General features: G+C 72.6%; 17 protein-coding genes and 1 pseudogene. 11 read left to right on the forward strand and 7 right to left on the reverse strand.

What is annotated here, in order from left to right; translation table 11 throughout:
• Positions 1 to 5: 5 nt before the first annotated feature.
• Complete coding sequence (locus tag PYR91_RS12985; RefSeq protein WP_279779947.1) at positions 6 to 2,666, reverse strand: LuxR family transcriptional regulator; 2,661 nt, start codon at positions 2,664 to 2,666, stop codon at positions 6 to 8.
• A gap of 95 nt (positions 2,667 to 2,761) precedes the next feature.
• On the opposite strand from PYR91_RS12985, the gene PYR91_RS12990 reads away from it, so the two are divergent.
• Positions 2,762 to 3,508, forward strand: a complete 747-nt coding sequence (locus PYR91_RS12990; protein ID WP_279779948.1) for an alpha/beta hydrolase — start codon at positions 2,762 to 2,764, stop codon at positions 3,506 to 3,508.
• Positions 3,509 to 3,585: 77 nt separating this feature from the next.
• Here the strand turns inward: PYR91_RS12990 and PYR91_RS12995 are convergent, their stop codons facing one another.
• Positions 3,586 to 6,297 carry a LuxR family transcriptional regulator gene (locus PYR91_RS12995; protein ID WP_279779949.1) on the reverse strand — a complete coding sequence of 904 codons (2,712 nt, stop codon included), beginning with the start codon at positions 6,295 to 6,297 and terminating at the stop codon, positions 3,586 to 3,588.
• 234 nt (positions 6,298 to 6,531) lie between these two features.
• Between PYR91_RS12995 and PYR91_RS13000 the strand changes: the two genes are divergently transcribed.
• The 8 genes from PYR91_RS13000 to PYR91_RS13035 all read left to right on the forward strand — a co-directional run bounded on the left by PYR91_RS13000 (position 6,532) and on the right by PYR91_RS13035 (position 16,073).
• Positions 6,532 to 8,763 carry a helix-turn-helix domain-containing protein gene (locus PYR91_RS13000; RefSeq protein WP_279779950.1) on the forward strand — a complete coding sequence of 744 codons (2,232 nt, stop codon included), beginning with the start codon at positions 6,532 to 6,534 and terminating at the stop codon, positions 8,761 to 8,763.
• A 124-nt stretch (positions 8,764 to 8,887) separates the two neighbouring features.
• Positions 8,888 to 9,391: an alpha/beta hydrolase gene (locus tag PYR91_RS13005; protein WP_279779951.1), complete on the forward strand. Its 504-nt coding sequence runs from the start codon at positions 8,888 to 8,890 to the stop codon at positions 9,389 to 9,391.
• A gap of 161 nt (positions 9,392 to 9,552) precedes the next feature.
• On the forward strand, positions 9,553 to 10,851 hold the full coding sequence (locus PYR91_RS13010) for an MFS transporter (protein WP_279779952.1): 1,299 nt from the start codon (positions 9,553 to 9,555) through the stop codon (positions 10,849 to 10,851).
• A 75-nt stretch (positions 10,852 to 10,926) separates the two neighbouring features.
• Positions 10,927 to 11,739, forward strand: a complete 813-nt coding sequence (locus PYR91_RS13015) for an alpha/beta hydrolase (protein ID WP_279780363.1) — start codon at positions 10,927 to 10,929, stop codon at positions 11,737 to 11,739.
• Between the two features lie 14 nt (positions 11,740 to 11,753).
• Positions 11,754 to 12,572 carry an alpha/beta hydrolase gene (locus PYR91_RS13020; protein ID WP_279779953.1) on the forward strand — a complete coding sequence of 273 codons (819 nt, stop codon included), beginning with the start codon at positions 11,754 to 11,756 and terminating at the stop codon, positions 12,570 to 12,572.
• A gap of 10 nt (positions 12,573 to 12,582) precedes the next feature.
• Complete coding sequence (locus tag PYR91_RS13025; protein ID WP_279779954.1) at positions 12,583 to 13,377, forward strand: alpha/beta hydrolase; 795 nt, start codon at positions 12,583 to 12,585, stop codon at positions 13,375 to 13,377.
• A gap of 23 nt (positions 13,378 to 13,400) precedes the next feature.
• The gene (locus PYR91_RS13030) at positions 13,401 to 14,192 is read left to right on the forward strand and encodes an MBL fold metallo-hydrolase (protein WP_279779955.1); all 792 of its coding nucleotides are present in this window, start codon (positions 13,401 to 13,403) and stop codon (positions 14,190 to 14,192) included.
• Between the two features lie 372 nt (positions 14,193 to 14,564).
• Positions 14,565 to 16,073, forward strand: a complete 1,509-nt coding sequence (locus tag PYR91_RS13035; protein ID WP_279779956.1) for a DUF4389 domain-containing protein — start codon at positions 14,565 to 14,567, stop codon at positions 16,071 to 16,073.
• A 37-nt stretch (positions 16,074 to 16,110) separates the two neighbouring features.
• On the opposite strand, the pseudogene PYR91_RS13040 reads toward PYR91_RS13035, so the two are convergent.
• The 3 genes and pseudogenes from PYR91_RS13040 to PYR91_RS13050 all read right to left on the reverse strand — a co-directional run.
• Positions 16,111 to 16,332 (reverse strand): annotated as a pseudogene (locus tag PYR91_RS13040) (WS/DGAT domain-containing protein); the annotation flags it as partial.
• Between the two features lie 19 nt (positions 16,333 to 16,351).
• On the reverse strand, positions 16,352 to 17,581 hold the full coding sequence (locus tag PYR91_RS13045) for a cellulose binding domain-containing protein (protein WP_279779957.1): 1,230 nt from the start codon (positions 17,579 to 17,581) through the stop codon (positions 16,352 to 16,354).
• Between the two features lie 569 nt (positions 17,582 to 18,150).
• Complete coding sequence (locus PYR91_RS13050) at positions 18,151 to 19,074, reverse strand: hypothetical protein (protein ID WP_279779958.1); 924 nt, start codon at positions 19,072 to 19,074, stop codon at positions 18,151 to 18,153.
• A 94-nt stretch (positions 19,075 to 19,168) separates the two neighbouring features.
• Here PYR91_RS13050 and PYR91_RS13055 point away from each other — a divergent pair, with 94 nt between their 5' ends.
• Together PYR91_RS13055 and PYR91_RS13060 are read left to right on the forward strand one after the other, a co-directional pair.
• Entirely contained in the window at positions 19,169 to 20,008 is an 840-nt protein-coding gene (locus PYR91_RS13055) for a hypothetical protein (RefSeq protein ID WP_279779959.1), read from the forward strand.
• Between the two features lie 4 nt (positions 20,009 to 20,012).
• Positions 20,013 to 24,263, forward strand: coding sequence for a caspase family protein (locus tag PYR91_RS13060; RefSeq protein ID WP_279779960.1), 4,251 nt, complete (start codon positions 20,013 to 20,015; stop codon positions 24,261 to 24,263).
• A gap of 245 nt (positions 24,264 to 24,508) precedes the next feature.
• Here the strand turns inward: PYR91_RS13060 and PYR91_RS13065 are convergent, their stop codons facing one another.
• Together PYR91_RS13065 and PYR91_RS13070 are read right to left on the reverse strand one after the other, a co-directional pair.
• Positions 24,509 to 25,018: a MarR family transcriptional regulator gene (locus tag PYR91_RS13065; protein ID WP_279779961.1), complete on the reverse strand. Its 510-nt coding sequence runs from the start codon at positions 25,016 to 25,018 to the stop codon at positions 24,509 to 24,511.
• Positions 25,019 to 25,130: 112 nt separating this feature from the next.
• Positions 25,131 to 25,511, reverse strand: coding sequence for an STAS domain-containing protein (locus PYR91_RS13070; protein WP_279779962.1), 381 nt, complete (start codon positions 25,509 to 25,511; stop codon positions 25,131 to 25,133).
• Position 25,512 lies beyond the last annotated feature (1 nt).

Consider the following 25,512-nt stretch of genomic DNA (forward strand, 5'->3'; position numbering starts at 1 on the left):
GCCCTTCACATTCTCCGGGCGCGACCCGGTCGGTCGACCGCATCGCCCGCCGTACCCGCCAAGGCGTCACGCAGGGCGGCGCGTGAGGTGATGCCGAGCTTGGGGAAGATCCGGTACAGGTGGGCGCCGACCGTGCGGGACGACAGGAACAGCCGCTCGCCGATCTCCTTGTTGCTCAGCCCGGCGGCGGCCAGGCGGGCGACCTCCAGTTGCTGGGAGGTCAGGCCGTGCGCGGCGTCGGACCGCTGTGCCACGGCCACGCCGGTGGCGCGCAGTTCCTGTTCGGCCCGCCGCCGCCAGGCCGTCGCGCCGATGGAGGCGAACAGGTCGGCCGCCCGGCGCAGCTCGGGCCGGGCCTCACCCGGCCGCAGGTGGCGGCGCTGCAGCTCGCCCAGCGCCAGCCGGACCCTGGCGTGGTCGAACGGCCAGCGTTCGGTCCTGGGCAGCGCGAGCGCGGCCTTGAACAGCGGCACCGCCTCCTCGTCCGGCGCCACCAGCGCCCGCGCCGCCATCACGTGCAGGCGCAGCCGGGGCGTCCGATCCGCCAGCCCGGACGCGGCGGCGGCGTGCGTCCTGGCCTCGTGGACCCGGCCGGTGCGCACCGCGGACTCCACCAGCTCGAAGACCGCCCAGGGGGCGAACGCCACGTACGGGGGGATGACCCCGGGCGGGCTGATGCTCGTCCAGTGCGCGTAGGCCGTCTCGTAGTCGCCGTGGGCCATCGCGGCGAGCGCGAGGTTGCGGGCCGACAGGGACAGGTGCAGACCGCTGCCGCGCGGCGCGGCCCACCGCTCGACGGTCCTGCTGTACTCGCGGGCGCGGTCGGCGTCGCCGCGGGCGGCGGCGAGCCAGCCCAGGCAGCAGCGCAGGTCGTGGGCGAGGAGTTCCAGATCGTGGCGGAGGCACAGATCGAGCCCGGCGTTGGCGGCGCTCTCGGCGTCGTCCCACCGGCCGGCCAGGAAGTGATCGTGCGCGGCGAGCCAGTAGCCGCTGGCGGCGTGGGTCACCGCGCCCTGCCCGGTCTCACCCTCGGTCAGGGCGCGGATGCGGTCGCGGTAGTCGGGCAGCAGGTCCATCCAGGTCGCCGCCCGGCATAACGCGGCCACCCGGGCGGGCGGGGCGTCGGCGGGCAGCGTGTCGAGCGCGGTGCGCACGAGCGCCGCCGAGCCGCCGCCCAGGAACACGTCGTGCAGCAGGCGGACGTGGTCGTCGTCGCAGCGGGCGACCACGTCGGTCACCTCCGCCCATTCCGCGGGGTCCTGCGCGTAAGAGGCGGCCACCACCCTGACCAGGGGCCCGGCCGCTGGTGTGCCGCGCGGCAGGCGGCGCGCGGCGTCCAGGTCGCCGTCGCGCAGCATGAGGATCTGCGCCCTGGCGGCCAGAGCCCTGGACGGGTCGTTCAGGTGCCGCCGCGCCTGGTCCAGCAGCTCCTGCGCCAGGGTGAGCCGGCCGCACTCGCCGGCCAGCTCGGCGGCGTGCTGCAGCCGGACGGCCCGCGCCGCGGGGTCCGGAGTGAGTTCCGCGGCCCGCTGAAGCGCCTTGACGGCCAGGCCGCTGCCGCCCCTGCGGCTCACCGCGTGGGCGGCCTCCTCGATCTCGGCGGCCACCCGCTCGTCCGGCTCCGCCGTGGCCGCCGCGAGGTGCCACATGCGCAGCTCGGGGTCGGCCCGGTGCCGGTCGGCCAGGACGGCGTGCGCCTCGCGTGTCTCCTTCGGCGACGCCGTCTTGATGATCGCCGACCTGACCAGCGGGTGGCGAAGACGCAGGCCAGAAGGCGTCGAGTCGCGCGTGACCAGGCCGGCGCGCTCGACCTCGAGCAGTTCGTACGGCGACAGTTCGGCGCGATGCTCCAGGCGGTCGCCGTCGAGGGCGGCCACCAGCAGCGTCGTACGGATCCGTGGCGGCAGCTCCAGCAGCCGGGCGGCGAACCCGCTCTCCACCCGGGTGCGCGGGGACGCGCCGGTGGGCAGCGGTTCCACGCAACCGGAGGTCGGGGGCAGTTCGGTGATGGCCATGGGATTGCCCGCGGCCTCGGCGAGCACCCGTCGGCGCGCCGACGGCGCAAGGCCCGGATGGAGCAGGTCCAGCAGCCGCCCGGCCGCTTCGTCGTCGAGCGGCCCGACCTCCAGCGTGTGGATGCCGGGCGTGACCCGCTCGGTGGCGGTCAGCGGCCTGCGGGCGAAGACGGCGCGCAGGTCGTACGGCCGCAGCCGCAACAGGACGAACATCATCACCTCGCGGGTGGGGTGGTCCATCCAGTGCGCGTCCTCCACCGCGATCAGCACCGGCCCGTCCTCGGCCACGGCCGCCAGCACCGCCAGCGACGCCACCGAGACCGCCAGCCGGTCGGGCGCCGGGCCCGGACGCAGCCCCAGCACCCGGCGCAGCACGTCATGGTGGAAGGGCTCGACCCGGTCCAGGTACTCCATCACCGGCGCGAACACCTGGTGCAGTCCGGCGAAGGCCAACCGTGTCTCGGATTCGAAGCCGCTGCCGCCCACGACCCTGACGCCCTGCCGCCGGGCGTAGGCGATCGCGGCCCGCAGCAGCACGGACTTGCCCACACCGGGGTCGCCGTGCAGCACGACGTTGGGCGGCACGCCCGGGGCGCGGTCGATCGCCCGCCGCAGCGCGCCCAGCTCTCTGTCGCGTCCGATGATGTCCATACGGTTCGTCTCCTGGGTGCAGTCATCTGACCGATTGCCACGCCCGCCGGCGGCGGCATGCTGGGCGGGTGCCACGACTACGGGTGGGAACAGACGTGAGCCTCTTCTACGAGGACGTCGGCGACGGGCCGCCTGTCGTCCTGGTGCACGGCTGGCCTCTGTCGTGCCGGTTCTGGGAACCCCAGATCGGCCCGCTCGTCGAGGCCGGTCGCCGGGTGGTCTGCTACGACCGGCGTGGTTTCGGACGATCCAGCCGCCCCTGGCACGGTTACGACCACCACACCTTCACCGCCGACCTGGCTGCCCTGGTCGAAGCCCTCGACCTGACCGGGCTCACGCTGGTGGGCTTCTCCACCGGCTGCGCCGAGGCCGTCAGGTACGCCGGGTCCGGCGGGGTGGCCCGGCTGGTGCTGGGCAGTCCGGTGCTGTACCCGGACCCGCTCGCCGACGAGCTCAGGATCGCCTCCCGGCGGCACCGCATCCCCATGCTGGACGACCTGCTGCTGCGCTTCTTCGCCGTCGACGGCCACAGCACGCTGGACGAGCAGACCCGCCTGTACCTGCTCAGACTCGCCGCCGACGCCTCTCCCCAGGGGACCGCGGACTCGCTGGCCGCGTGGAGCTCCGCGGACCCGGCCGCGGACCTGTCGCGCGTCGCCGTGCCCACGCTGATCATCCAGGGCGAGGGGGACGCGTTCGTGCCGCCGCTGGGCGGCGGGGCACGGGTGGAGCGGGCGATCGCGGGCAGCGCGCTCGTCACGATTCCCGACGCGCCGCACGGCGCCCCGCTCACCCACTTTGAGCAGTGGAACCAGCTGCTGCTGGAGTTCTCGGCGAGATGACGGCATGGCACGACGGTAGGCAACGGGCCCGCGGGAGGGGTATCGGTCACATGACGTAGGTGCCGGGGGCGCGCTACCTAGAGGACGTCGCGCAGTTGGGCGCGGGAGGCGATGCCCAGTTTGCGGAAGGCGTGGTGCAGATGGGTGCCGACCGTGCGATGGGACAGGTACAGCTGCTGGCCGATCTCGCGGTTGGACAGACCGGTGGCCGCCAGCTTGGCGATGTGCAGTTCCTGCGGGGTCAGCTGCTCGGCGGAGCTGGGCACGCGCAGGTGGCTGCCCTCGCCTGTGGCTCGCAGCTCCTGGCGGGCCTTCTCGCCCCAGGCCAGTAGCCCGAGTTTGTCGCAGGCGTCGCGGGCCGCTCGCAGCGGGCCGCGGGCCTCGGTGATCCGGCGGCGGCGGCGCAGCCAGACGCCGTGCGCGAGCAGCAGCCGTGCCCGCGCGGTGGGCCAGGAGGACAGGTCCGCCTCGAGAGCGGTCTCGAACAGGCTCTCGGCGTCGGTGTGGTGGGCCAGCACCGCCCTGGCGTGACGCAGGCCCACGTGCAGGTAGGGGGAGGGCGTCTGGGCGCCCATGACCTCCAGCTCGGCCAGGGCCGTACGGGCCAGGTCACGGTGCTCGGCGGTCACCGCCGCCTCGGCCAGCTCGCTGATCGTCCACGAACCCCAGATGGGGTGGTGGGCGGCGTCGCGGCGGTCGAACACCCGCCACAGGTGGCCGAAGGCGTCGGCGTGCCGGCCCGCGCACAACGCGATCACGCCTCGGGCGTACTGGATCTGGGCGATGTTGGAGGCGATCGTGACACTGCCCAGCACCCGCTCGCTCTGGGCGGCCAGCTCCAGCCCCTGGTCCGCCTCCCCGCGCAGCCCGGCGAGGACGGCCAGGATGGACAGGGCCGCCGACTGCCAGCGGGGCTGCCGGGTCTCCCTGGTGAGCCGTTCGCACTCCTCGGCCACCAGCATGGCGCTCGGCCAGTCGCCGCCCCAGACATGGTTGAGCATCTGTGAGGTCAGCGCCTGCGCCAGCACCCCCAGCCGCCCCTGGGCGCGCAGTTCGCCGATGGAGTCGTCGAGGAACGCGGCGGACAGCTCGTGCGCGCCGATCGCGCTGGCGGCGACGCCCAGCAGCCTGGCCATGGCGCCGTCCATGCGGGTCTCCCGCAACCTCGTCAGCCGCTCGATCAGCTCCCCGGCCCGCTCCACCGGCGCCGCGGCGGCCAGCGCGACCAGCAACTCGGGATCGTCGTCGTGCGCGGCCAGCCGTTCCGCCAGGGAGATGACCCGGTCGCGAAGCTCCGCGCCGGGATCGCGCCACCAGCAGCGGATCGCGGCCGCGCGGACGAAGTTGCGCGCCAGGGCCTGGTCTTCGGGGTTCTCCAGTTCCTCGGCGGTCGCGATGAGCCTGCGCACGCGCTGCGGGCCCTCGTTGCGGCCCTCCTCCAGCATCTCGTTCAGCCACGCCAGCCGGGCCCGTTCCAGCTCGCCCAGCAGGGTCGGGTCCGTCAAGGCGAGCAGTTCGGTGATCAGCTCGCCGCGGCCCAGCTCGAAGGCGAGCTCCGCGGCGCGCAGCAGGCGCATGGCACGGTCGGCCAGGTGCTCGCTCAGCTCCGCCGCCCGGCGCAGTGCGGTGACCGCCACGGTGAGCGCGCCACGCCGCCGGGCCCGGAGCGCCACCTGCTCCAGGTCGGCGGCGACGCTCTCGTCCGGATGGTCGAGCGCGGCCGCCCGGTGCCAGGCCCGGCGGTCCGGGTCGGGGGCGTGCACGTCGGCCAGCGCCAGGTGGATGACCTGCCGATCCAGCGGCCCGGCCCTGTGGTAGATCGCCGACCGCACGAGGGGGTGACGGAAGCGGATGGCCCACTCGTGCCGCGTCACCAGGCCGAGGTCGACCGCCGGGGCCAGATCGGCCGGCGACAGCCGGGTGCCGGTGACCGTGCCGGCGGCCGTGAGAGCCTCACGCAGATCGTGACCGTCGTTGGCGGCGCCGGCCAGCAACAGCACCCTGGTGCGCCGCGGCAGTTCGGCCAGCCGGGTGGCGAACGAGCGCTCCAACCGGGCCGTGAGCGGCAGGAACTCCCCCGCGAGCGGACCCGGCTCCCGGCCGAGGGCGATCGGCAGCTCCACCAGGGCGAGGGGGTTGCCGGCCGCTTCGGCCAGCACCCGCCATCGCACGCCGGCGGAGAGCCTGGACGGCCGGCTGTCCAGCAGCTCTTCCGCCGCGGACGGGTCGAGCGTGCCCAGGCTCAGCTCCGGCAGGCCGACGTCGTCCAGGGTGGTCGCGTACCCCTCGCGCACGGCCAGGAGCATCCCGATCGGCTCGGATCTCAGGCGCCGGGCGACGAAGGCCAGGACCTCGGTGGTGGGCCGGTCAAGCCATTGCAGGTCATCCACGACGACGAGCAGCGGCTCGGCCGCGGCGGCCTCGCCGAGCAGGTTCAGCACGGCCAGGGCGATGAGGAAGGGCTGGGGAGTCTGACCGTCGCCCATGCCGAACGCGTCGAGCAGGGCGTCGCGCTGGGCGACCGGCAGCTCGGAGGCGGCCGCGAGCATCGGCTGGATCAGCTGGTGCAGCCCGGCGAAGGGCAGATGGGTCTCGCTCTGCACGCCCGCGACGATGGCCGTCGCGAAGCCGCGGGCCCGCGCGCAGTCCAGCGCGACGGCCAGCAGAGCCGACTTGCCGATCCCGGCCTCGCCGCTGACCACCAGCGCGTCGCCATGCTCGGGAATCCGCGCCACCAGGCTTTCGACCTGGGCGATCTCGCGCTCACGCCCGAACAGGGCCATGGCCATGAGAGCTCCCCCGCTTCTCCCAAGGAACTCCCCTCAGTGTCGCAATAAATACGGCCTCAGGCGCATACTCCGGGGCGTGTCGACACCCTGGTGAGTGTCGCGCCACCGCCGAAGCCGAGGTGCCGAGGGCCGCTGACGGGGTGACGGACGGCGAGGTTCCACGTAGGTTCGGGTGATCTCCACCAGATCGCGCGGAGGGAGCAGTCGATCACCACTCCGACGAGCTTCGCGGAGGTGCTGCGTCACCATCGGCACGCCGCACGCCTGACGCTGGAGCAGCTCGCCGAGGCCTCGGGGGTCAGCGCCCGGACTCTGTCGGACATGGAACGCGGACGCAGCAGGGGCCCCCAGCACCGGACCGTCACCGCACTGGCCGCCGCGCTCGGCCTGGCCGACGCCGACCGCGAACAGCTCGTCGAGCTGGCGCGCGAGGGCCGCCTGCGCGACCACTGGACCCGTCCGACCGGGCTCTGCGAGCTGCCTCGCTCCGTCGACGACTTCACCGGCCGGGCCGCGGAACTGGCCTGGACCCACGAGGTGATGCGCGCGGGGGACACGCCGGGCGCCGCGGGTGTGGCGCTCGTCACCGGCTCCGCCGGGCTGGGCAAGACCACGCTGACCGTCCGCGCCGCCCACGCCCTGCGGCCGGACTTCCCCCAAGGGGTGTTCTTCCTCGACCTGTTCGGCATGTCCCCGCACCCCCTGCCCGTCGAGGAGGCCCTGGGCCTGCTGCTTCGCGCACTCGGCGTGGCGGAGCAGCAGCTCCCCGGCGACGTCGCCGGGCGTGCGTCCCTGTACCGGTCCCTGCTGCGCGACCGGCGAGTGCTGATCGTGCTCGACAACGCCGCCTCCGAGGAGCAGACCAGGCCGCTGCTGCCGGGCGGCGGCGCGGGCAGGGCCCTGGTGACCAGCCGTCGCCTGCTGGCCGGTCTGGAAGGGGTGCGCAGACTCGGCCTCGGGCCCCTGCCCCCGCCGGAGGCCACCGAGCTGCTGACCGGGATCCTGAGGGACCGCGGCGCCTCGGACGAGGGCTCGGCCCTGTGGCAGCTCGCGCAGCTGTGCGGTGGTCTGCCGCTCGCGCTGCGGATCGCCGGAAATCGGCTGGCCAGCCGGCCCGGCTGGAACGCCGCCGACCTCGCCGCCCGGCTGACGAACGAGGAGCGCCGCCTGGACCAGCTCAGCGCCGGCGATCTGAGGATCGCCACCGCGTTCGGGCTGTCCTACGAGCAGCTTCCGGACCCGACACGGCGGGTCTTCCGCCGGCTCGCCCTGGTGCCGGGTCGCGACTTCGACGCCGCTCTGGCCGCCGTGGTGGGCGGCACGCCGATCGAGGGGGCATGGGACGCCCTCGACGAACTCGTCGACCTCGGTCTGCTGCAGGACGGCACGTCGGGACGCTACCGCTTCCACGACCTCGTCCGGCTGTTCGCCCGCGACCGGCTCCGGGAGGAGGACGCGGCGGACGAGCGCGAGGCGCTCACCGTGACGATGACGTCGTGGCTGCTGCGGATGGCCACCACCGCCGGCCGATGGTTCGAGCCCGCGTACGGCCGCCCCGACCGGCCCGACCCCGACCTCGCCGCCCTGTCCTCCGCGGAGGAGGCCGGCCGCTGGCTTCGCGTGAACGTGGACAACTGGCTGGGTGCGTTACGCCACGTGGCGAGCGCCGGCGGGTTCGCCGCCGTCCTCGACTGCGCCGAGTCGATGCACTGGTTCTCCGACCGGTGGATGCACGCGCCGCACTGGCACGAGGTCTTCACCCTCGGCGCCGAGGCCGCCGCCGCCCTGGGCGAGCCGGCTCGGCAGGCCGCGCAGCTGAACCTGCTCGCCTGGGTGCATCTGGTGCCGCGAGACGACATGGAGACGACCCTGCGCTACACGGCCCAGGCGCTGGACCTGGCCACCCGCAGCGGTGCCACCGGGCAGGTCGCCCTGGCCCACCACCACGCGGGCGGCGCGCTCCGGCGGCTCGGGCGGCTCGACGAGGCCATCGCCGCGGAGATCCGGGCGGCGGAGATGTTCAGGGCCGACGGGGACGTCGATCGGTACTGCCACTGTCTCGGCGCCCTCGGCACCTGCCTTCGCGATGCCGGACGCCACGGCGAGGCGCTGGAGCAGTACCTCGACCTGTGGGCCCTGCTGAACGACGACCGGTCGGGGATGACGCCGAGCGTCGCGGCGTTCACCCGGCCGATCGCGCTGGCCCGCGTCGGCGAATGCCTGGGACTGCTCGGCCACCGGTCCGAGGCGATCGGCAAGCTGACCGAGGCGATCGCCCTCATGGAGCAGGCTCAGCTGCCCGTCCCGCAGGCCCGCTCCCTGGAGACGCTGGCGGCCCTGCTGAGCGAAGAGGGCCGGACCGGCGAGAGCCGCCGTGCCTACGCTCGCGCGGCCGAGGTGTACGAGGCCGTCGGCGATGCCGAGGCGAGCGGCCGCTGCCACGACCTGGCCAACGCCGCGCCCTGACGGTTCCACGCCACTTCCGCGCCACTTCTGCGTCCTGTTCTGCGTGGCCGCACGACGGGCGCGCGCTTTGGATGGAGTGCACCGGGACAGGCGCCGGGCCTGCCCGTCCAGCACAGGAGCGACCATGACCCCAGTCGGGAACGTCGTGCTCGTGCACGGCGGCTCCGTGGACGGATCCGGCTGGCAGGGTGTCCACGACGAGCTGACCAGGGACGGCCTGCGCGTCCACGTCGTGCGGAACCCGGCCTCGTCGCTGGAGGACGACGCCGCGGCGACCCGCCGGGTCCTGGACGGCCTCGACGGCCCGGCCGTCCTGGTCGGCCATTCCCACGGCGGGGTCGTCATCAGCGAGGCCGGCACCCACCCCAACGTCGCCTCGCTGGTGTACGTCGCCGCGTTCGTCCCCGACCAGGGCGAATCGGCCGACGGATCGGTCCCGGAGCCGGCCTGGCGGCACCGGCCGAGCTGGTACCTCGTCGCGACCGAGGACCGGATGATCCCGCCGCCCGCCCAGCGCGCCATGGCCGAGCGCGCTGGAGCGACCGTCGTCGAGGTCATCGGCGGCCACGCCGTCCACGTCTCCCAGCCCGCCGCGGTCGCCGACCTCATCCGCCAGGCCGCCGCCTGACGACGTCCGCCCTCCCGGGGCCGGACACCGGTCACCTCCGGCCGGCCGTCCATCGATTCCGCACGCTCGACGTCCCGCGCGGCCCCACGCCGCCCAGGACGCGATCGACCAGGCCGGACGCCCCGTCCCGGGATGCCGGCCCCCGACCACAGGAGGCAGTCATGACAAGCAGATCGGTGACCAAGGCCGCCGTCATCGGCACCGCGGTCGAGTTCTACGACCACGCGCTCTTCGGGCTGGCCGCGGCGGTCGTCTTCAGCGACCAGTTCTTTCCCGCCGGCACGCCCCTGGCGGGCACGCTCGGCTCCTTCGCCGCGTTCGCGGTCGGATTTCTCGCCCGTCCCATCGGCGGTGTCGTGTTCGGCCACTTCGGCGACCGCGTCGGGCGCAAGCCCACACTGGTCGTGACGCTGCTGCTGATGGGGTTGTCCACGGCCGGCATCGGGCTGCTGCCCACCTACGACCAGGTGGGCCTGGCGGCGCCGATCCTGCTCGTGCTGCTCCGGCTGGCCCAGGGCTTCGGCGCCGGAGCCGAGTACGCCGGCGCCCTCGTCATGGTGGCCGAGACGACCGATCCGCGCCGGCGGGGCCTGTGGGCCTCGCTTCCCGGCGCGGGCGTCCAGATCGGCATCCTGGCCGCCACGCTGGTCTTCACCGCGTTCGCGGCGCTGCCGTCGTTCGAGACCTGGGGTTGGCGGTTGCCGTTCCTGCTCAGCCTCGCGGGCGTGGGCATCGGGCTGTTCCTGCGGTTCCGGGTGCGGGAGTCGGAGATCTTCGAGCGTGAGCGTGCTCGGGGGGTGAGCCGTTTCCCGGCGTTGGAGGTCGCCAGGAGGCAGCCGCGTAGCCTGCTGATCGCGTTCGCGGTCAACGCCCCCTTCGGCGCGATCGGCTACCTCCTGAACGTCTTCGTGCTGTCGTACGTGACCAGGACGCTCGGCCTGCCCGCCACGGTGGGGCTGATCGGCAACGTGTGCTCCTCCGCCGTGGCGATCGCGGTGACGCCGCTGTTCGGGCTGCTGTCCGACCGCGTCGGCCGCCGCCCCGTCTTCGTCGGCGCCGCGCTGGCTCTGACCTTGTTCGCCTTCCCGATGTTCTGGCTGGTCGACACCGGCCGCCCCGTGCTGGTGATCCTCGCGGTGACGCTGGGGTACGGCGTCTGCGTCGCCGCGATGTTCGCCGTGCTGGCCTCGCTGCTCACCGAGTTGTTCGGCACCCGGTACCGCTACAGCGGCATCGCGATCGCCCGCGAGTGGACGGCCGCGCTGACCAGCGGACCCGCACCGCTCGTCGCGGCCGCTCTGGTGGCGGGCGCGGGCGGCGCGTCCTGGCCCATCGCCCTCCTGCTCATGGTCTGCGGGGTGATCGCCATCGTCGCGGTCCTGCTCGCCCCCGAGACCCGCGCCAAGAACCTGGACGGCCGCCTAAGTAAGGAGCCCGTCGGCTCAGGTGCAGTCATCTGACCGATTTCCACCGGCCGCCGCGAATCTAGCGTCGTGCTCGTCGAGACCGACCCGAAGGAGCCTGAAGTGCCTTACATGACCACCGCCGACGGGACCGAGATCTTCTACAAGGACTGGGGCGGTGGCCGGCCGGTCGTCTTCAGCCACGGCTGGCCCCTGAACGCCGACGCCTGGGACGGCCAGATGCGCCTGGTCGCGGCCAACGGGTTTCGCGCCATCGCTCACGACCGGCGCGGTCACGGCCGCTCCAGCCAGTCGTGGGACGGCAACGACATGGACACCTACGCCGACGACCTGGCCCGGTTGATCGAGGGCCTGGACCTTCGGGAAGCCGTGCTGGTCGGCCACTCCACCGGAGGCGGCGAGGTCACCCGCTACATCGGCCGGCACGGCACCCTCCGCGTGGCCAAGGCGGTGCTGCTCGGAGCCGTGCCGCCGCTGATGCTCAAGACCGGGTCCAATCCCGAAGGCCTGCCCATCGAGGCCTTCGACGCCATCCGCGACGGCGTGGAGTCCGACCGCTCCCAGTTCTACAAGGAGCTGGCCGTGCCCTTCTACGGCTACAACCGGCCCGGCGCCCAGGTGTCGCAGGGCGTGATCGACGCCTTCTGGCTGTGGAGCATGCAGGTCGGCGTCAAGGGGGCGCTCGACTGCGTCAAGGCCTTCTCCGAGACCGACTTCGCCGAGGACCTCAAGCGCTTCGACATCCCGACCCTGATCGCGCACGGCGACGACGACCAGATCGTGCCCTTCGTCGCCTCCGCTCCCAAGAGCGCCGAACTGGTCAAGGACGCCACGCTCAAGGTCTACCCCGGCGCCCCGCACGGCCTGGCCGGCGCCTTCGAGCGCGAGTTCAACGACGACCTGCTCGCCTTCCTCTCCTCCTGACAGGGGTTCCGACCATGCGCATCTTCCGTTTCAGGCGGCTGGCGGCCGTCGTGGCCATCGTCGTGCTCTTCGTCGCCGGGACCGCCTCGGCGCAGGCGCGGACCGGCACCGCGGGCGGAGCCAAGCCCACCGTGGTGCTGGTGCACGGCGCGTTCGCCGACGCCTCCGGCTTCAACCAGGTCATCGGCCTGCTGCAGAGGGCGGGCTTCCCCGTCATCGCCCCCGCCAACCCGCTGCGTGACACCGCCGGCGACGCCGCCTACGTCTCCAGCGTCCTCGACACGATCACCGGGCCGGTCATCCTGGCGGCCCACTCCTACGGCGGCATCGTCATCACCAACGCCGCCCGCGGCCACGACAACGTCAGGGCCCTGGTCTATCTCGGCGCCTTCGCGCCCGACGAGGGCGAGAGCGCGCTGCAACTGGCCCAGCAGTTCCCCGGCAGCGAACTGGGCGACGCCCTCATCGCGCGGCGGTACCCGATCCCGGGCAGCGCCGATCCCGGGACCGACGGCTACATCGACCCCGCGAGGTTCCGCGCCGTGTTCGCCGCCGACCTGCCCGAGTCGACCACCCGGCTGATGGCAGCCACCCAGCGGCCCGGAAGCGTTGGCGGCCTGTCGGGCGCCAGTGGCGCGCCCGCCTGGAAGACCGTACCGTCCTGGTATCTGATCCCGACCAAGGACAAGGTCATCCCGCCCGCCGCCCAGCGGTTCATGGCCAGGCGCGCCGGCAGCAGGGTCACCGAGGTCAACTCCTCGCACGTCGTCATGGTCTCCCACCCCGCCGCGGCCACGGCCGTCATCCTCGCCGCCCACTCCGCCACCCGTTAGGAGAACCGCATTGGAACCCGACACCATCGTCCTGATCCACGGCTTCTGGGTCACCCCGCGCAGCTGGGAGAACTGGGTCACCCACTACGAGGCCAAGGGCTTCCGGGTGCTCACCCCGGCCTACCCCGGCTTCGAGGTCGAGGTGGAGGCGCTCAACGCCGATCCCACACCGATCGAACAGGTCACCGTCCCGCAGATCATCGACTCGCTGGAGAAGCTGATCGGCGGCCTGGGCGCCCCGCCCATCCTCATGGGCCACTCGGCCGGCGGCGTCTTCACCCAGATCCTGCTCGACCACGGCTACGGCGCGGCCGGCGTCGCGATCAACTCCGCGCCCACCGAAGGCGTCCAGGTGGTCCCGCTGTCGCAGATCCGCGCCACCTTCCCGGTGCTGAAGAACCCCGCCAACCGGCACAAGGCGGTCGGGTTCACCTATGAGCAGTGGAAGTACGCCTTCACCAACACCTTCCCCGAGGACCAGGCCCGCGCCACCTACGAGCGCTACCACATCCCCGCCTCCGGCAACATCTTCTGGGGCAGCGCCCTGGCCAACATCCACCCCGGCAAGGACGACAACTACGTCGACTACCACAACGACGACCGCAAGCCGCTGCTGTTCATCGCCGGCGAGCACGACAACCTCATGCCGCCCAAGATCCAGCGCTCCAACGCCAAGCACTACAAGTCAGCCAAGACCATCACCGAAGTGATCGAGTACCCCGGCCGGTCCCACCTGATGCCCGCCCAGGACGGCTGGCAGGAGATCGCCGACCGCGCCCTGGCCTGGGCCCTCGACCACAGCTGACACCTCCGGAAGGCGCGCGTTCCATGTCGGACGTCAGGTTCACCCACATCGGCGGCCCCACCGTCCTCATCGAGTTCGACGGCTGGCGACTGCTGACGGACCCGACCTTCGACGCCCCCGGCCGGACCTACGCGTTCGGCTGGGGGACCTCCTCCCGCAAACTCACCGGTCCCGCCCTGTCCCCGGCCGACGTCGGGCCTGTGCACGCCATCCTGCTCACCCACGACCATCACGGCGACAACCTCGACGACGCCGGGCGCGCCCTGCTGGCGGCCACCGGAACCACGATCACCACCCGCTCAGGCGCTCGCCGCCTCGGCGGGACCACCCGCGGGCTCGGATCCGGTGAGAGCACTCGGCTGGAGGCGTCCGGCCGGCCGCCGATCGAGATCACCGCCACCCCATGCCGGCACGGCCCGCCACTCAGCCGGCCGATCACCGGCGACGTGATCGGCTTCGCCCTCACCTGGCCCGGCCAGGCTCACGGCCCGCTCTGGATCACCGGCGACACCGTCTACCACCGCGCGCTCCGCCGGGCCGCCGCCCGGGTGAGGCCGGGCACGGTCCTGCTCCATCTGGGCGGCGTCGGCTTCCCCCTCACCGGGCCGCTGCGCTACACCATGACCGCGAGCGAGGCCGTACGGCTGTGTGAGCCCATCGCCCCGCGCACCATCCTGCCGATCCACTACGAAGGTTGGCAGCACTTCCGCCAGGGCCGAGAGAGCATCGAGCGGGACCTGCTGCGCGCGCCGAAGCGGATCGGCGACCGATTCCACTGGCTGCCCATCGGCTCGGCCGAACAAGTGCGGCTCTAGCCACGTCCCCGCCCGGCCGGCGCGGCGAGTCGGCGCGGGCGTCGAGCCTGACCCTGGACGTGAACTCCGCGGACGTGCCCGGAACGGACACGCGCATGGGAAGGCGGGCCGACGTCCCGAAGCCGGGCGGCCCCGGGACGGGCTGAACGGTCACGGCGTCCTCTCCGAACGGAGAGGTGAAACAGAGGCGGAGCACCCGGGTCGCCGGCGGCGCGGAGCCGCTGTGCCGGCCGGGCGGAGCGGTAGGACGCGCTGCGGTGGCGAGCGTGCCCTCGGACCCGCGTCGGGGTGTCCTTCAGCCCTGTGGTGCGGCGGCGGTTTCCCGCACGCTGAGATTCTCAGCGGCACGCTCGATCGAAGGGCGGACTCGTCATGAATCGGTACGGAGTCCAGGTGCGCTCCAGCGGCAGCTCGCCGGCGGGTCGATGGTTGTGGCTGGTCAAGTGGCTGCTGCTGATCCCGCACTACCTGATCCTGCTCGTGTTGTGGGCGGCGTTCGCCGTTCTCACCCTGATCGCCTACGTGGCGGTGCTGGTGACCGGCCGCTATCCGCCCGCGATCTTCGTGTTCAACGTCGGGGTTCTGCGGTGGTCCTGGCGGGTGGGCTTCTACGGCTACCAGGTTCTCGGCACCGACCGGTACCCGCCCTTCACCCTCGCCGAGGTTCCCGACTACCCAGCCGGGCTGCTGATCGACGGGCCGCCCCGCCCGCCGCGCTGGCTGCCGCTTGTGGCCTGGCTGTTCGCCATCCCCCACATCCTGATCCTGAGCGTCCTGACCGCGACCGGCGGATGGCGACTGCTCGGCGATGACGCCGACGCGAGTGTGGCGTCGTTCAGCCTCGTCGGCGTCGGCGTCACGATCGTCGCGATCAGCCTGGCGGTCCGTGGCCGCGCCCCGCGGGGCCTGCGTGACCTACTCGTGGGAGTCGCCCGCTGGTCGCTACGGGTGGTCGCCTACGTCGCCCTGCTGACCGCGCAGTACCCCCCGTTCCGCCTCGACCAAGGCGACACCGAGTCGCCCGTCGACCAGACCGGATCGTCCGACCCATCCGACTCCTCCGACAGCCGTCCCGCGGCGCGGCGGCCCGCCCCCGCACCCGCCGCCGGGGCCGGCGTCGCCGGCCTGGTGATCGCCCTCACGTCCGGAGTGCTGCTGCTGCCGGCAGCGGCCGGAATCCTGATCGGCGGCGCCGGCGTCCTGGCTCTCGCCGCCAACCGCGACGCCGCAGGCTATGTCACCAGCCCGGCGTTGAGAATCGACAGCCCGACGGGCGCGGTCACCGCGGAGGACCTGCGGATCCACACCGGCGACGTCTGGTCGCGGGCGCTCGTCGACTACGGCCGGGTCCGCATCACGGCATCCAATCCCAGCACGCCGCTGTTCGTCGGGATCGCCCCGCAAGCCGACGTCGACCGATGGCTGGCCGGCACCGCGCGCGACCGGCTGGCCGGCGGTTCCCTCTCCGGCGGGGTCCGCCTCGACCGGACGACGGACCCGATCCGGGACGTCACCGCCCCGGCGGCCCAGAGCTTCTGGCTCGCCTCGGCGTCCGGAACCGGCGACGTCGTGCTCGACTGGCAGGTCGCCGACGGCAGGTTCGCCGTCGTGCTCGCCAACGCCACCGGAGCACCCGGTGTGAGGGCCACCGGCCGGATCGCGACCCGTATCCCGGACCCGACCGGCCTGGGCTTCGGACTGCTCGGCGGCGCCATCCCGCTCGCCGTCCTCGCCTTGGCGCTGACGTACCTCGGTGCCGCCGGCCTCGGGCGCCGGCACGGACCGCCCTCGGCCGACGTCACGGACGCCGACGCCCCCGGCGGACCAGGCCCGGTCGACGTCCGCCTACCCGTCGAGGCGGCATCCGGCCCCGACAGATGATCGCCGGCGCGATTGGCGGGCACCGTCCACCGGTGGCTCAAGCCGTCGCGGGCGCGGCCTCGGCGGTGAGCGAGCGCCAATCGCGCACCATCGCGGCGACCAGCACCGGGAGGTCGGGGTGGCGTTCGGCGTCGACGCGGACGCTGATGGTGAGGACCCCGGCGTAGGAGAACGCCAGGAACGATATGGCGAGGTTGCCGGCGAGCGCCCCGATCGGGATCATGTCGACGACCTCGGCTCCCAGCAGCCGGATGGGGGGGGCAGGGCCCGGTCATCGGTTATGGGCTGGTACACGTCAGGGACGGGGTGGAGGGGGCGCCGTTGCCGAGAAAGCCGAACGTGGTCGTGCCGGAGGCCGGGATCGAGGCGTTGTACGAGGCATTCGACACCGTCGCCGCGGAACCGCTGGCGCTCAGGGTGCCGTTCCACACCTGGGAGATCGACTGACCGTTGCTCAGCGTCCATCTGACGCTCCACCCGTTGACCGCCGAGTCGCCCGCCTTCACCGTGATCTCACCCTGGTAGCCGCCGGACCACGAGTTGACGGTGCGGTAACTCGCGGTGCAGGCGCCTGAGGGCGAGGGTGACGGGCTGGGGGACGGTGAGGGTGACGGGCTGGGGGACGGCGAAGGGGACGGCGACGATGACGGGCTGGGGGACGAGCTCGGCGACGGCGACGGCATGTACGGGCACTTGTCGCGGTACATGGAGATGCCGGTGGGGTCCTTGAGCGGGCACAGGAACTGGGTGTACCGCGTGTCGTCGTCGACGAAGATCTTCAACCAGGGGATCAGCACCCGCATCTCGGTGGTGTTCGCCCGTGTCGCGAACAGGTGGTCCACACCGGTTATCTCCACCCAGGCGCTGGGCGTCGTGGCGGGGATAGTGGTGTATATCCCGTTCAGATAGGCCTGCGTGACGGTCGTGTCCCGCTGTCCTGAGATGAACATCGTCGGTACCCGGGCGTTGGACAGGTTGTAGTTCCCCACAGGGGAGCCCGGCGCGAGTCCGACCGCGGCTTTCAGCGTGGGCCGCCGGAGTACCGCGGTGAGGACGCCGGCGCCTCCCGCGGAGTGGCCGATCACCGACAACCGGTTGGGGTCGACCCGGTCGCGCACCGAGCTCCGCTGCGTGAGGTAGTCGAGCGCGGCGAGGAGCTGAGTCGCCCGGGCATCCGCGCTGTCGGTGCGGCTGACAGTCTCGATCCCGATCACGACGAATCCGAAGGAGGCCAGCCAGTGACCCATCCAGGCCTCTTCGACGGAGAACAGGGCGGAGTAGCCGGGCACGATCGCGACCCCGCCGAAAGTCTGGCTGGTGTCCGTCGGGTAGTAGATCACCCCACTGCCGAAGCCGTTCCCCGGCACGCTCATCTCCGCGGTGGCGAAGGTCCCCCTGGTGGCCGCCACACTGGTCGACGTCGGGTCGGGGCCCCGCTGGTAGGGATTGTCGTCGGCCGATGCCGGTCGAATCGCGACGGTCACCGCGATCAGCCCGAGGAGGGCCACCACCGCGGCCGTGACGCGTTTGGTCGACCATCCCGGAAAGCCAGGCTGCGGGCGCGGCCCGCCGACGGCATCAGGTGCCGGTGACTCACTCACACGTCGTCGCACTTGCGTTCCTCCAGTCATGCGCTTCCGGCGCCGTCCCCGGCGTCGAGGAATCCGCGGGTCGATGACCGGCGCCGGTGACCTGGCTGCGTTGTGGTCCTGGTCCACGCGTCTCGGGGGAGTCGAGTGGCCGGCCATCGCCCAGGCGGTTCGTCAGGAGAAGTGCAGGGTCCCGTTCAGGGGAGTACGGGCGCCGGTCTGCTGCGCCAGGCTTTGTTAGCGCTCACACACCTCCCACTGCAGAGTCCCCCTCGGGTGACCGAGGCGGTGTGACAGAGCACATACGAGGAGAAAGCCGCTGTCAACGGACGCCGGTGCCGGTGGCGACCGCGTGGAGGGTTGAGGACGCCCATCTGGGATGTCGGGATCGACGCCCCTTGACGACGAGGGGCCTGTGCTGAAAATTTCAGCCGGCGAGACGAGCCGTCCCCTGGGCCGTTCTCGTCCCTCTCCCCGTCGATGCGTTCTCAGCGTGGCCGTCCCCAGCGGAGCAGTCGGCGGACGGTGAACAGCAGGACGACCGCGGCAGGTACGTAGATCAGCACACCTGTCCACACCGTTCCCTCGATGGCGGGGACGGGTAACGCGTCCGGCCAGGTGAAGGGCAGCGGGCCTGGCCACAGGCCGCATGCCACTGTGACAGGGACGGCAAGGGTCAGGACGGCGCGGCGGCCGCCCGGCTCCGGGACGCACGCCAGCAGGGCGGCCGTCACCAGGTGCGGCAGGCAGGCGGCGCAGAGCTCCGCCCCCGTCGCGCCCTCGGACGTCACCGCCAGGCGGGTCTCGGCGGCCGTCCAGAGCACCGCCGTGAGGGCCGCGAGCGCGAGGACCGCGGCGAGGGCCCTCCTCGACCGGCCGAGGGGGTGAAAGCCGCTCGCCCTCCGCTTGCCCGCGGCAGCGGGGATGATCCCGATCGAGTGCACCGCCATCACCGTCAGCACCACGCCGAGGCCGGCGGCGGGCGGGACGGGGACGGTGTCCCCCCGCAACGCCTCCCACGCCTCGCCGGGCGGGGCGGCGAAAGGCACGGGAGGCGGGGGCAGGGCGCGAAGCATGAACCCGAGCAGGGCCGCCCCCACCGCGCACCCGATCACCATGCCCGTGTGGCCGTAGGGCAGGAGCGCGACGAGCAGTGCGTACCCAGCGGCGATCGGCACGAGCGCCTCCATCTGGGCTCCGTGAGCCGCCCCCAACCACGTGTCCACGTCCGGCAGAAGGTCCGGATTCCCGGTCACGATCCACTGGACCGTCCGCCGGGCCAGCACGCCCGCCCACGCCGCGGCGAGCAGCACCACGGTCGCCCCGGTCCAGAAGACCAGCCGCGGGGCCGCCCACCGCCGGAGGCGGACCGCACGGTCGGTGAGCCGGTCGTGCGGCAGCGGGGACACCATGCTGGATGACTCCTATGCCACAGATGTTCATCACTTGCCGATCAGTGTCCCCATGGGCACACTCAGTGGCAAACCTCGTGGGAAAGAGGGCCGGGTGGCCGCCATCGTCGTGATCCACGGCATCAGCCAGCAACTCCGGGGCGGGTACACCCTGCGCGACCGGTTGCTGGCCTCGCTGCGCGACGGGATGGCGCTGGCCGGGGGCGCCCCCGGGGTGCCCGGGGATGCCGACGTGGAGTTCGCGGCGTACGGCTCGCTGTTTCGCCCGCCCGCGGAGATGCTGGCGCCCGTCCCGTACTACGACGACAGGGACCTGGACGACTACGAACAGGAACTGCTGCTGGCGCTGTGGCGCCGGGCCGCGGTGGTGGACCCGAAGGTCGTCTCGCCCGACGACGAGGTGCTGGCCCGGCCGCCCCGCTGGGCGCTGCGCGCGCTGGCGGCGCTCAGCCGCTCCCGTTTCCTCACCCGGGTGGCCGAGCACGTGTTCATCGGCGACCTCAAGCAGGTCCGGGCGTACTTCCACGATCCTGAGATCCGCACGGCGGCCCAGGGGGCACTGGAGGCGAAGATCACCGAGGACACACGGGTGGTCGTCGCCCACTCGCTCGGCTCGGTGGTGGCCTACGAGACGCTCTGCGCCCACCCGGAGTGGCCGGTGCGCACGCTCGTGACGCTCGGATCGCCGCTCGGCGTGCCGAACCTGATCTACCACCGGCTGCTCCCCACGCCCGGCGCCTGGCCGGGGCCGATCACCGCGTGGACCAACATCGCCGACACCGGCGACGTGGTGGCCATGGTGGAGGACCTGCGCCCGCTGTTCGGCGACCGCATCGAGCAGATCCGGGTACACAACGGCGCGCACGCACACGACCTGCGCCCCTACCTCACCGAGCGGCTGACCGGGCGGGCGATCCTGGCCGGGCTCCGCTGACGGCATGGACGCGGAGCGGCGGTATCTCATCGCCACCGGCGTGACCACCGAGCTGACCACCAGCGCCCCGAAGATCGCCGAGTCCGTCGCCGCCATGGTGAACCTGTTCACCACGGCGTTCGGCTACCGCAGGGAAACCACGCTCGGCCTCGATCCGCCCATCCAGGTCTTCCGCGAGGAGCTTCGCCGGTTCTGCGAGGAACGCGACCCCGGCGACCTGGTGGTCCTCTACCACACCGGCCACGCGGGGTCGGTCTCGCGCCGGCACAAGCTGTGGATGGGCGACACGCGCAACCCGGTGTCGGGCGCGCTGCCGACCTCGGAGCTGGCCGAGCTCATGCTGGAAGACACCCCGCTGCGCCGAGCGATGATCATCATCGACTCCTGCCACGCCGGCGAGGGCGGCGCTGAGGCGCTGCTGGCCGGGATGGCGGCCATGGACCGCGACGACAAGACGCTGGTCGTGATCACCGGAGCGCACCCCAAGGAGCAGATCAAGGCGGGTGAGTTCGCCCGGCTGTTCGAGCGGGCGGCGCACCACCCCGCCACCGCCGGGTACGAGCCGAGGTACCTGTCGACGGCCGCCATCGTCGACCGCATCAACGCCGACCCCGAGCGCTCCCTCAGCCAGACGGTCGCCGAGAGCGTGCTGTTCAGGCAGAGCGAATATGAGCCGTTCCTGCCCAACCCGCGTTACGACACCGATCTGCACGGCCGGGACCTGCTCACTCAGCTCAGAATCGAGCAGAACGAGATGCGCAAGGAGGACCTGCGGAGCCACTTCCTGCCCCGGGCGCGCGGCGGGCGGCTGCCCGGCGACACGGCGTGGCGGTTCGTCGGGCGGCACGCGGCCCTGCGCGACCTGGTGGCCTGGCTGGCGGCGCCGGACGAGGCGGCGCGGGTGGTGACCGGCGGCCCCGGCTCCGGCAAGTCGGCGGTGATCGCCCGGCTCACCGCGTTCAGCGACCCGGAGTGGCGCGCCACCGTGCCGCGAGACGGGTTGCCCGAGGACGTCATACCCGCCCAGGGCGCGATCGCCGCGGCGATCCACGCTCGCGGGCTCACCAGTCTCCAGGTGCTCGACGCGGTGTGCGCCGCCGCCGGGGTGCGGTCGCAGAGCCCGGGCGAGCTGGTGCGCGCCGTCGGGCGGCGGCAGGTCGTCGTCGCCGTCGACGCGCTCGACGAGGCCGTCGACCCGGACAAGCTGGTCTCCGAGGTCCTCTACCCGCTGATCGGCGCCGCGCCCGACTGCGGCCTGCGCCTGCTGCTCGGCACCCGCAGGCATCTGGTCGACCGCCTGGGCTCACCCAAGCTCGTACTGGACCTGGACGACGAGCTCTACGCCGACCCGGCCGGCATACGGCGCTACGTAGAGGACCTGCTGCGGCACACCGAACCCGGGTCGCCGTACCTCGGCGGGCCCGCGGCGGTGGTCGCCGAGGTGGCCGAGGCGGTGGCCGCCGCGGCGGACCACTCCTTCCTGGTAGCGCTCATCGTGTCCCGCACGCTCGCCGCCCTGCCCGCCGTGCCGGAACGCCGGGACGCCGCCTGGCGCGCCTCGCTGCCCGGCACCGCGGCCGAGGCCATGCACCATGAGCTGGAGACCCGGCTGAAGGACCAGGCCCAGCGGGCCAGGGACCTGCTCACCCCGCTGGCGTTCGCCCAGGGGGCCGGCCTGCCGTGGGAGGACCTGTGGGCGCCGCTCGCGGCGGAGATCAGCGGGTTGCCGTACACCGACGAGGACCTGATCTGGCTGCGCCGGGCGGCGGGCGCGTACGTGCTGGAGGCGGAGGAGCAGGGACGCTCGGTGTACCGGCTCTACCACGCCGCGCTCGCCGAGTACCTGCGCCGCCCGCGCGCGGAGCGTGACGTCCACCGGGCCTTCGCCGGGTTCCTGCTCCGGAGGGCGGGGACCGACTGGACGCGGGCGCATCCGTACATCCGCTCGCATCTCGCCACCCATGCCGCCCGCGCGGCGGACGGGACGCTCGACCGCTTGCTGCTCGACCCCGGCTACCTGCTCGCCGCCCAGCCCGCGCCCGTGCTGGCGGCGCTGCCGTACACGGACGGGCAACAGGCACGGCTGGCCGGCAGGGCGTACCGGCGGAGCCTGCACCTACTTCGGCCGGACCTGCGCGCGGAGCGGCTGTCCTACCTGGAACTGGCGGCGCAGCGGGCGGGCGCCGCCACGCTCGCGGAACGGATCAGGGCCCTCGGCGCGGCCCGGCCGTGGCTGCCACTGTGGTCCCAGTGGCCGGAGGAGTACCCGCATCGTGTGCTGGCAGGGCACGAGAGCCCGGTCACCGACCTGGTCCTGCGCGACAGGCCGGGTGCCGTACCCTACGTGGTCTCGGCCGGTCTGGACCGTACAGTCCGCACTTGGGACCTGCTCACCGGCGAGCAGGTGTCCCGTGTCAGCCTGGGTGACGACGTCGCTCCCGCGGCGAACATGAAGATCGCCGACGAGGGTCGCGCGGCACTCGTCCTTGACGCGGACGGTGAGGTGTCGCTCTGGGACGTCACCACGGGCACGTGCCGACTGCGCCGTCCGATCGCCGGGCGGTGGCGGATGTGGCTCAACCGGCGGCTCGGGGGACACCTCGACGCGGGCTTCACCACCGTCCGCGGGCGGGACGCGATCGTGACCACGGGAGCCGGGCTCCCCACCACTTACTGGGACGCCGGCACGGGCGGACGGATCATCGCGCTGGACACGTCGGTCACGTTGTCCGACCTGCACCACGTCAGGCTCGCCGACCGGCGTCCGGCGATCGTGGACACGTCGGCGGCGGGAGCCAGGGTCTGGGACGAGACGACAGGCAAGCGCTTGCCGTCGAGCGGTGTCCGCCGGCTGTGGTCGAGGGTCATCGTGTTCTGGCCGGTGGACCCGCGGCGGCGCGTCATGGCCGTGGAGACGCGTCGCTGGTCGCCGGAGCGCTCCTCTTACCGGTTGTGGGACCTCGCACAGGACAAGGTCGTCTGGCGCGGGCGGATGGGGCGAGATCTGCGGTTCGATGTCGGAGGCGACGGAGCCGTGGTCATGGCACTCAGGCGCGGAGCGCGCGACGAGGCCTCGGCGGCGGACGTGAAGGTTGACGTCACGCTGAGCGAGGACGGGAGTCCCCTCTCCTCGTCGTGGCCATACGAGCGGCACCACGAGCTCAGCGACATGCTGGAGATAGATCTCGGCGAGGGCAAGGTGCTGCTCACGGGGCATGACGGGGACATCACGCGGCACGTCACCGTACAAGCGCCGGGCGGGCGGACCCTCGTGGTCACCGGCAGCAGGGACGCCACCGTGCGCGTGTGGGAGACCGACGGCGAGGACGGGCCGTCCGCCGGTGAGGACCGCTCCGTCGAACTCGCATCCTTCGTCGCGGCGGTGTCGGCGGGCGACCGGCCGGTCGGTCTCAGCCGGCCGGCCTTTTCGACCGCCTCCCGCCTTCGTGACCTGCGGACCGGCGAGCTCCTGTGGTCGTCCGACGCCGAGATGACCACCGCCGGGCTCACCGAGTCCGGCGGACGTGCCGAGCACCTCGCGTTCACCACCGGTGGTCTCTGCCATGTGACCGACGTCCGCGAGCCGGGGACGAGCCGGTCGTTCGCCGCCGACCCGATCTTCTGGCCGTTCAGCGTGGCCGCCCTGGGGGACGCCGCCGTCACCGGTGGCCACGGCAGGAACGCCGTGGTGTGGGATGTGGCACAAGGCAAGCCGGCGCGGATCCTGAAGGACCACAAAGGCTGGGTGGGCACGGTCGCCGTCGGGCGCCTCCCGGACGGTGGCCTCGTCGCGGTCACCGGCGGGACCGACTCCCGGGTGGTTGTCCGGGACCTGTCTCGGCGCCTGCGCAGGAGTACGTTCAGGGTCCTGCCCCGGCGGCGCTGGTTCCTGTCCCTCGCCCAGGACGACCTCTCACTGTGGAAGGTCGGGCACGCCCTGTGGGACGGCGACTCCGCGGTGCTCACCCTCGTCGAATGCGACGACGTGCTCCGTGTGCACACCGCCCGCCGTCCGGGTCGCCGCTACCGTCGGCGTACGGGCTTCGCCCCTGTCACGGCCTTCACGACCCTGGGAGATCTCGTGGCGATCGCCGGTCCCGGCGGGCAGATCGAGATCCGGCGTCCGGGCCTGCCGGAGCCTCTCCACACCCTCACGCTGGAGGCCAACATCGTGGATCTCGCGCTGACCGAGTGCGGAGTCCTGTTCGTCGCCACGCTCCGCGGCCTCGCCGCGTTCCAGCTCTCCTTCCCGTGACCGTGGCCCCGATGATCTCCCGGGTCGCTGGCGCCGCCGGTCACGGGCGGGTCTGGGCGGTGCAGCCGTTGCCGCGGACGAACCTGTCCCGCGGCGCCCGTCCTTGCGAGACGGTGAGGACGCTGTCGGTGATGCCGTGCGGTCCCATGTGGGCGATGGGATCATCGCCGCTGTCGAGGTCGATCTCCTCGACCCGCCGCGGCCGGGCCGGTATCCGGTGGGAAGGGCGGAGCGCCGTTCGCCGGTCAGGCCGATGGATCGTCCGGCCAGCCCAGGGGGAAGGAGTAGCGTGCCGGTGGTTCGCCGCCGGCTTCGTTGAACGCCTTCATCGCCGCGATGAGCGCCTGTCGCTGGTCGCCCGTCATCTTGGCGAGGATCATGCTGATCTCCGCGTGGCGGTGGGCGGTGACGTCTTCGACGATGCGGCGGCCTTCCCGGGTCAGTCGCATGATCGTCTCGCGCCGGTTGTCGGGGTTGATCTCGCGGCTGATCAGTCTGGCCGCCGTCAGGCGGTCCGCCATGCGCATCGCGGTCGAGGGATTGACCCCCAGACGCTCGGCCAGCGTGACCAGCTTCGCCTGACCTCGCCCCAGCACCACGAGCATCCGGAACTGCGGCAGGGTGACCTTGTCCTCCGCGGCGAGCAGTGATCGTGCCGAGATGGCCACGAGCAGACGCGAGGCGGTCAGTACAGCGGAGGTGACGGCCTCCAGATCCTCGCCGGACGCGTTCGCGCCGCCCTCGGCCCTGCTCACGGCCGCGTTCTCCTTTTCACGACCACGATTATGCCGTCGTGCGCCACGTCGTCAGGGCAACCCTGACCACCGGTGCACCGCGCGATTCCTCCGCCGCGCCGTCGACGTCGGGTCAGCTTCTTTCGTGTACGTTCCGGCGGGCGTCGTCCAAGGTCGGCACGATGATGAACAACCTGTTCAGCCCGGTGACGGTCAGCACTCGGGCGAAGGGGCCGCTCACGCCCGTGAGTGCGAGCCGTCCTCCGAGAGCCCGCACCGCCTGATGTGCGGCGGCCAGGACGCTCAGGCCGGTCGAGTCGCAGAAGCTCAGGCTACGAGCGTCGACGGCGATGCGCGGAGGACTGACGACGGCCATGGCGTCCGCGAGGCATGTTCGCAGGCCGGAGGCCGACGCCATGTCCAGTTCGCCGATGATCTCGATGACCACGAGGTCGTCTTCCGTGCGTGTGACGATGGAGAGAGTCCCCAGGTTCGCGTGATGTGTCTGCTCCATG

This window comes from Sphaerisporangium sp. TRM90804 (assembly GCF_029846175.1).
Classification (GTDB): domain Bacteria; phylum Actinomycetota; class Actinomycetes; order Streptosporangiales; family Streptosporangiaceae; genus Sphaerisporangium.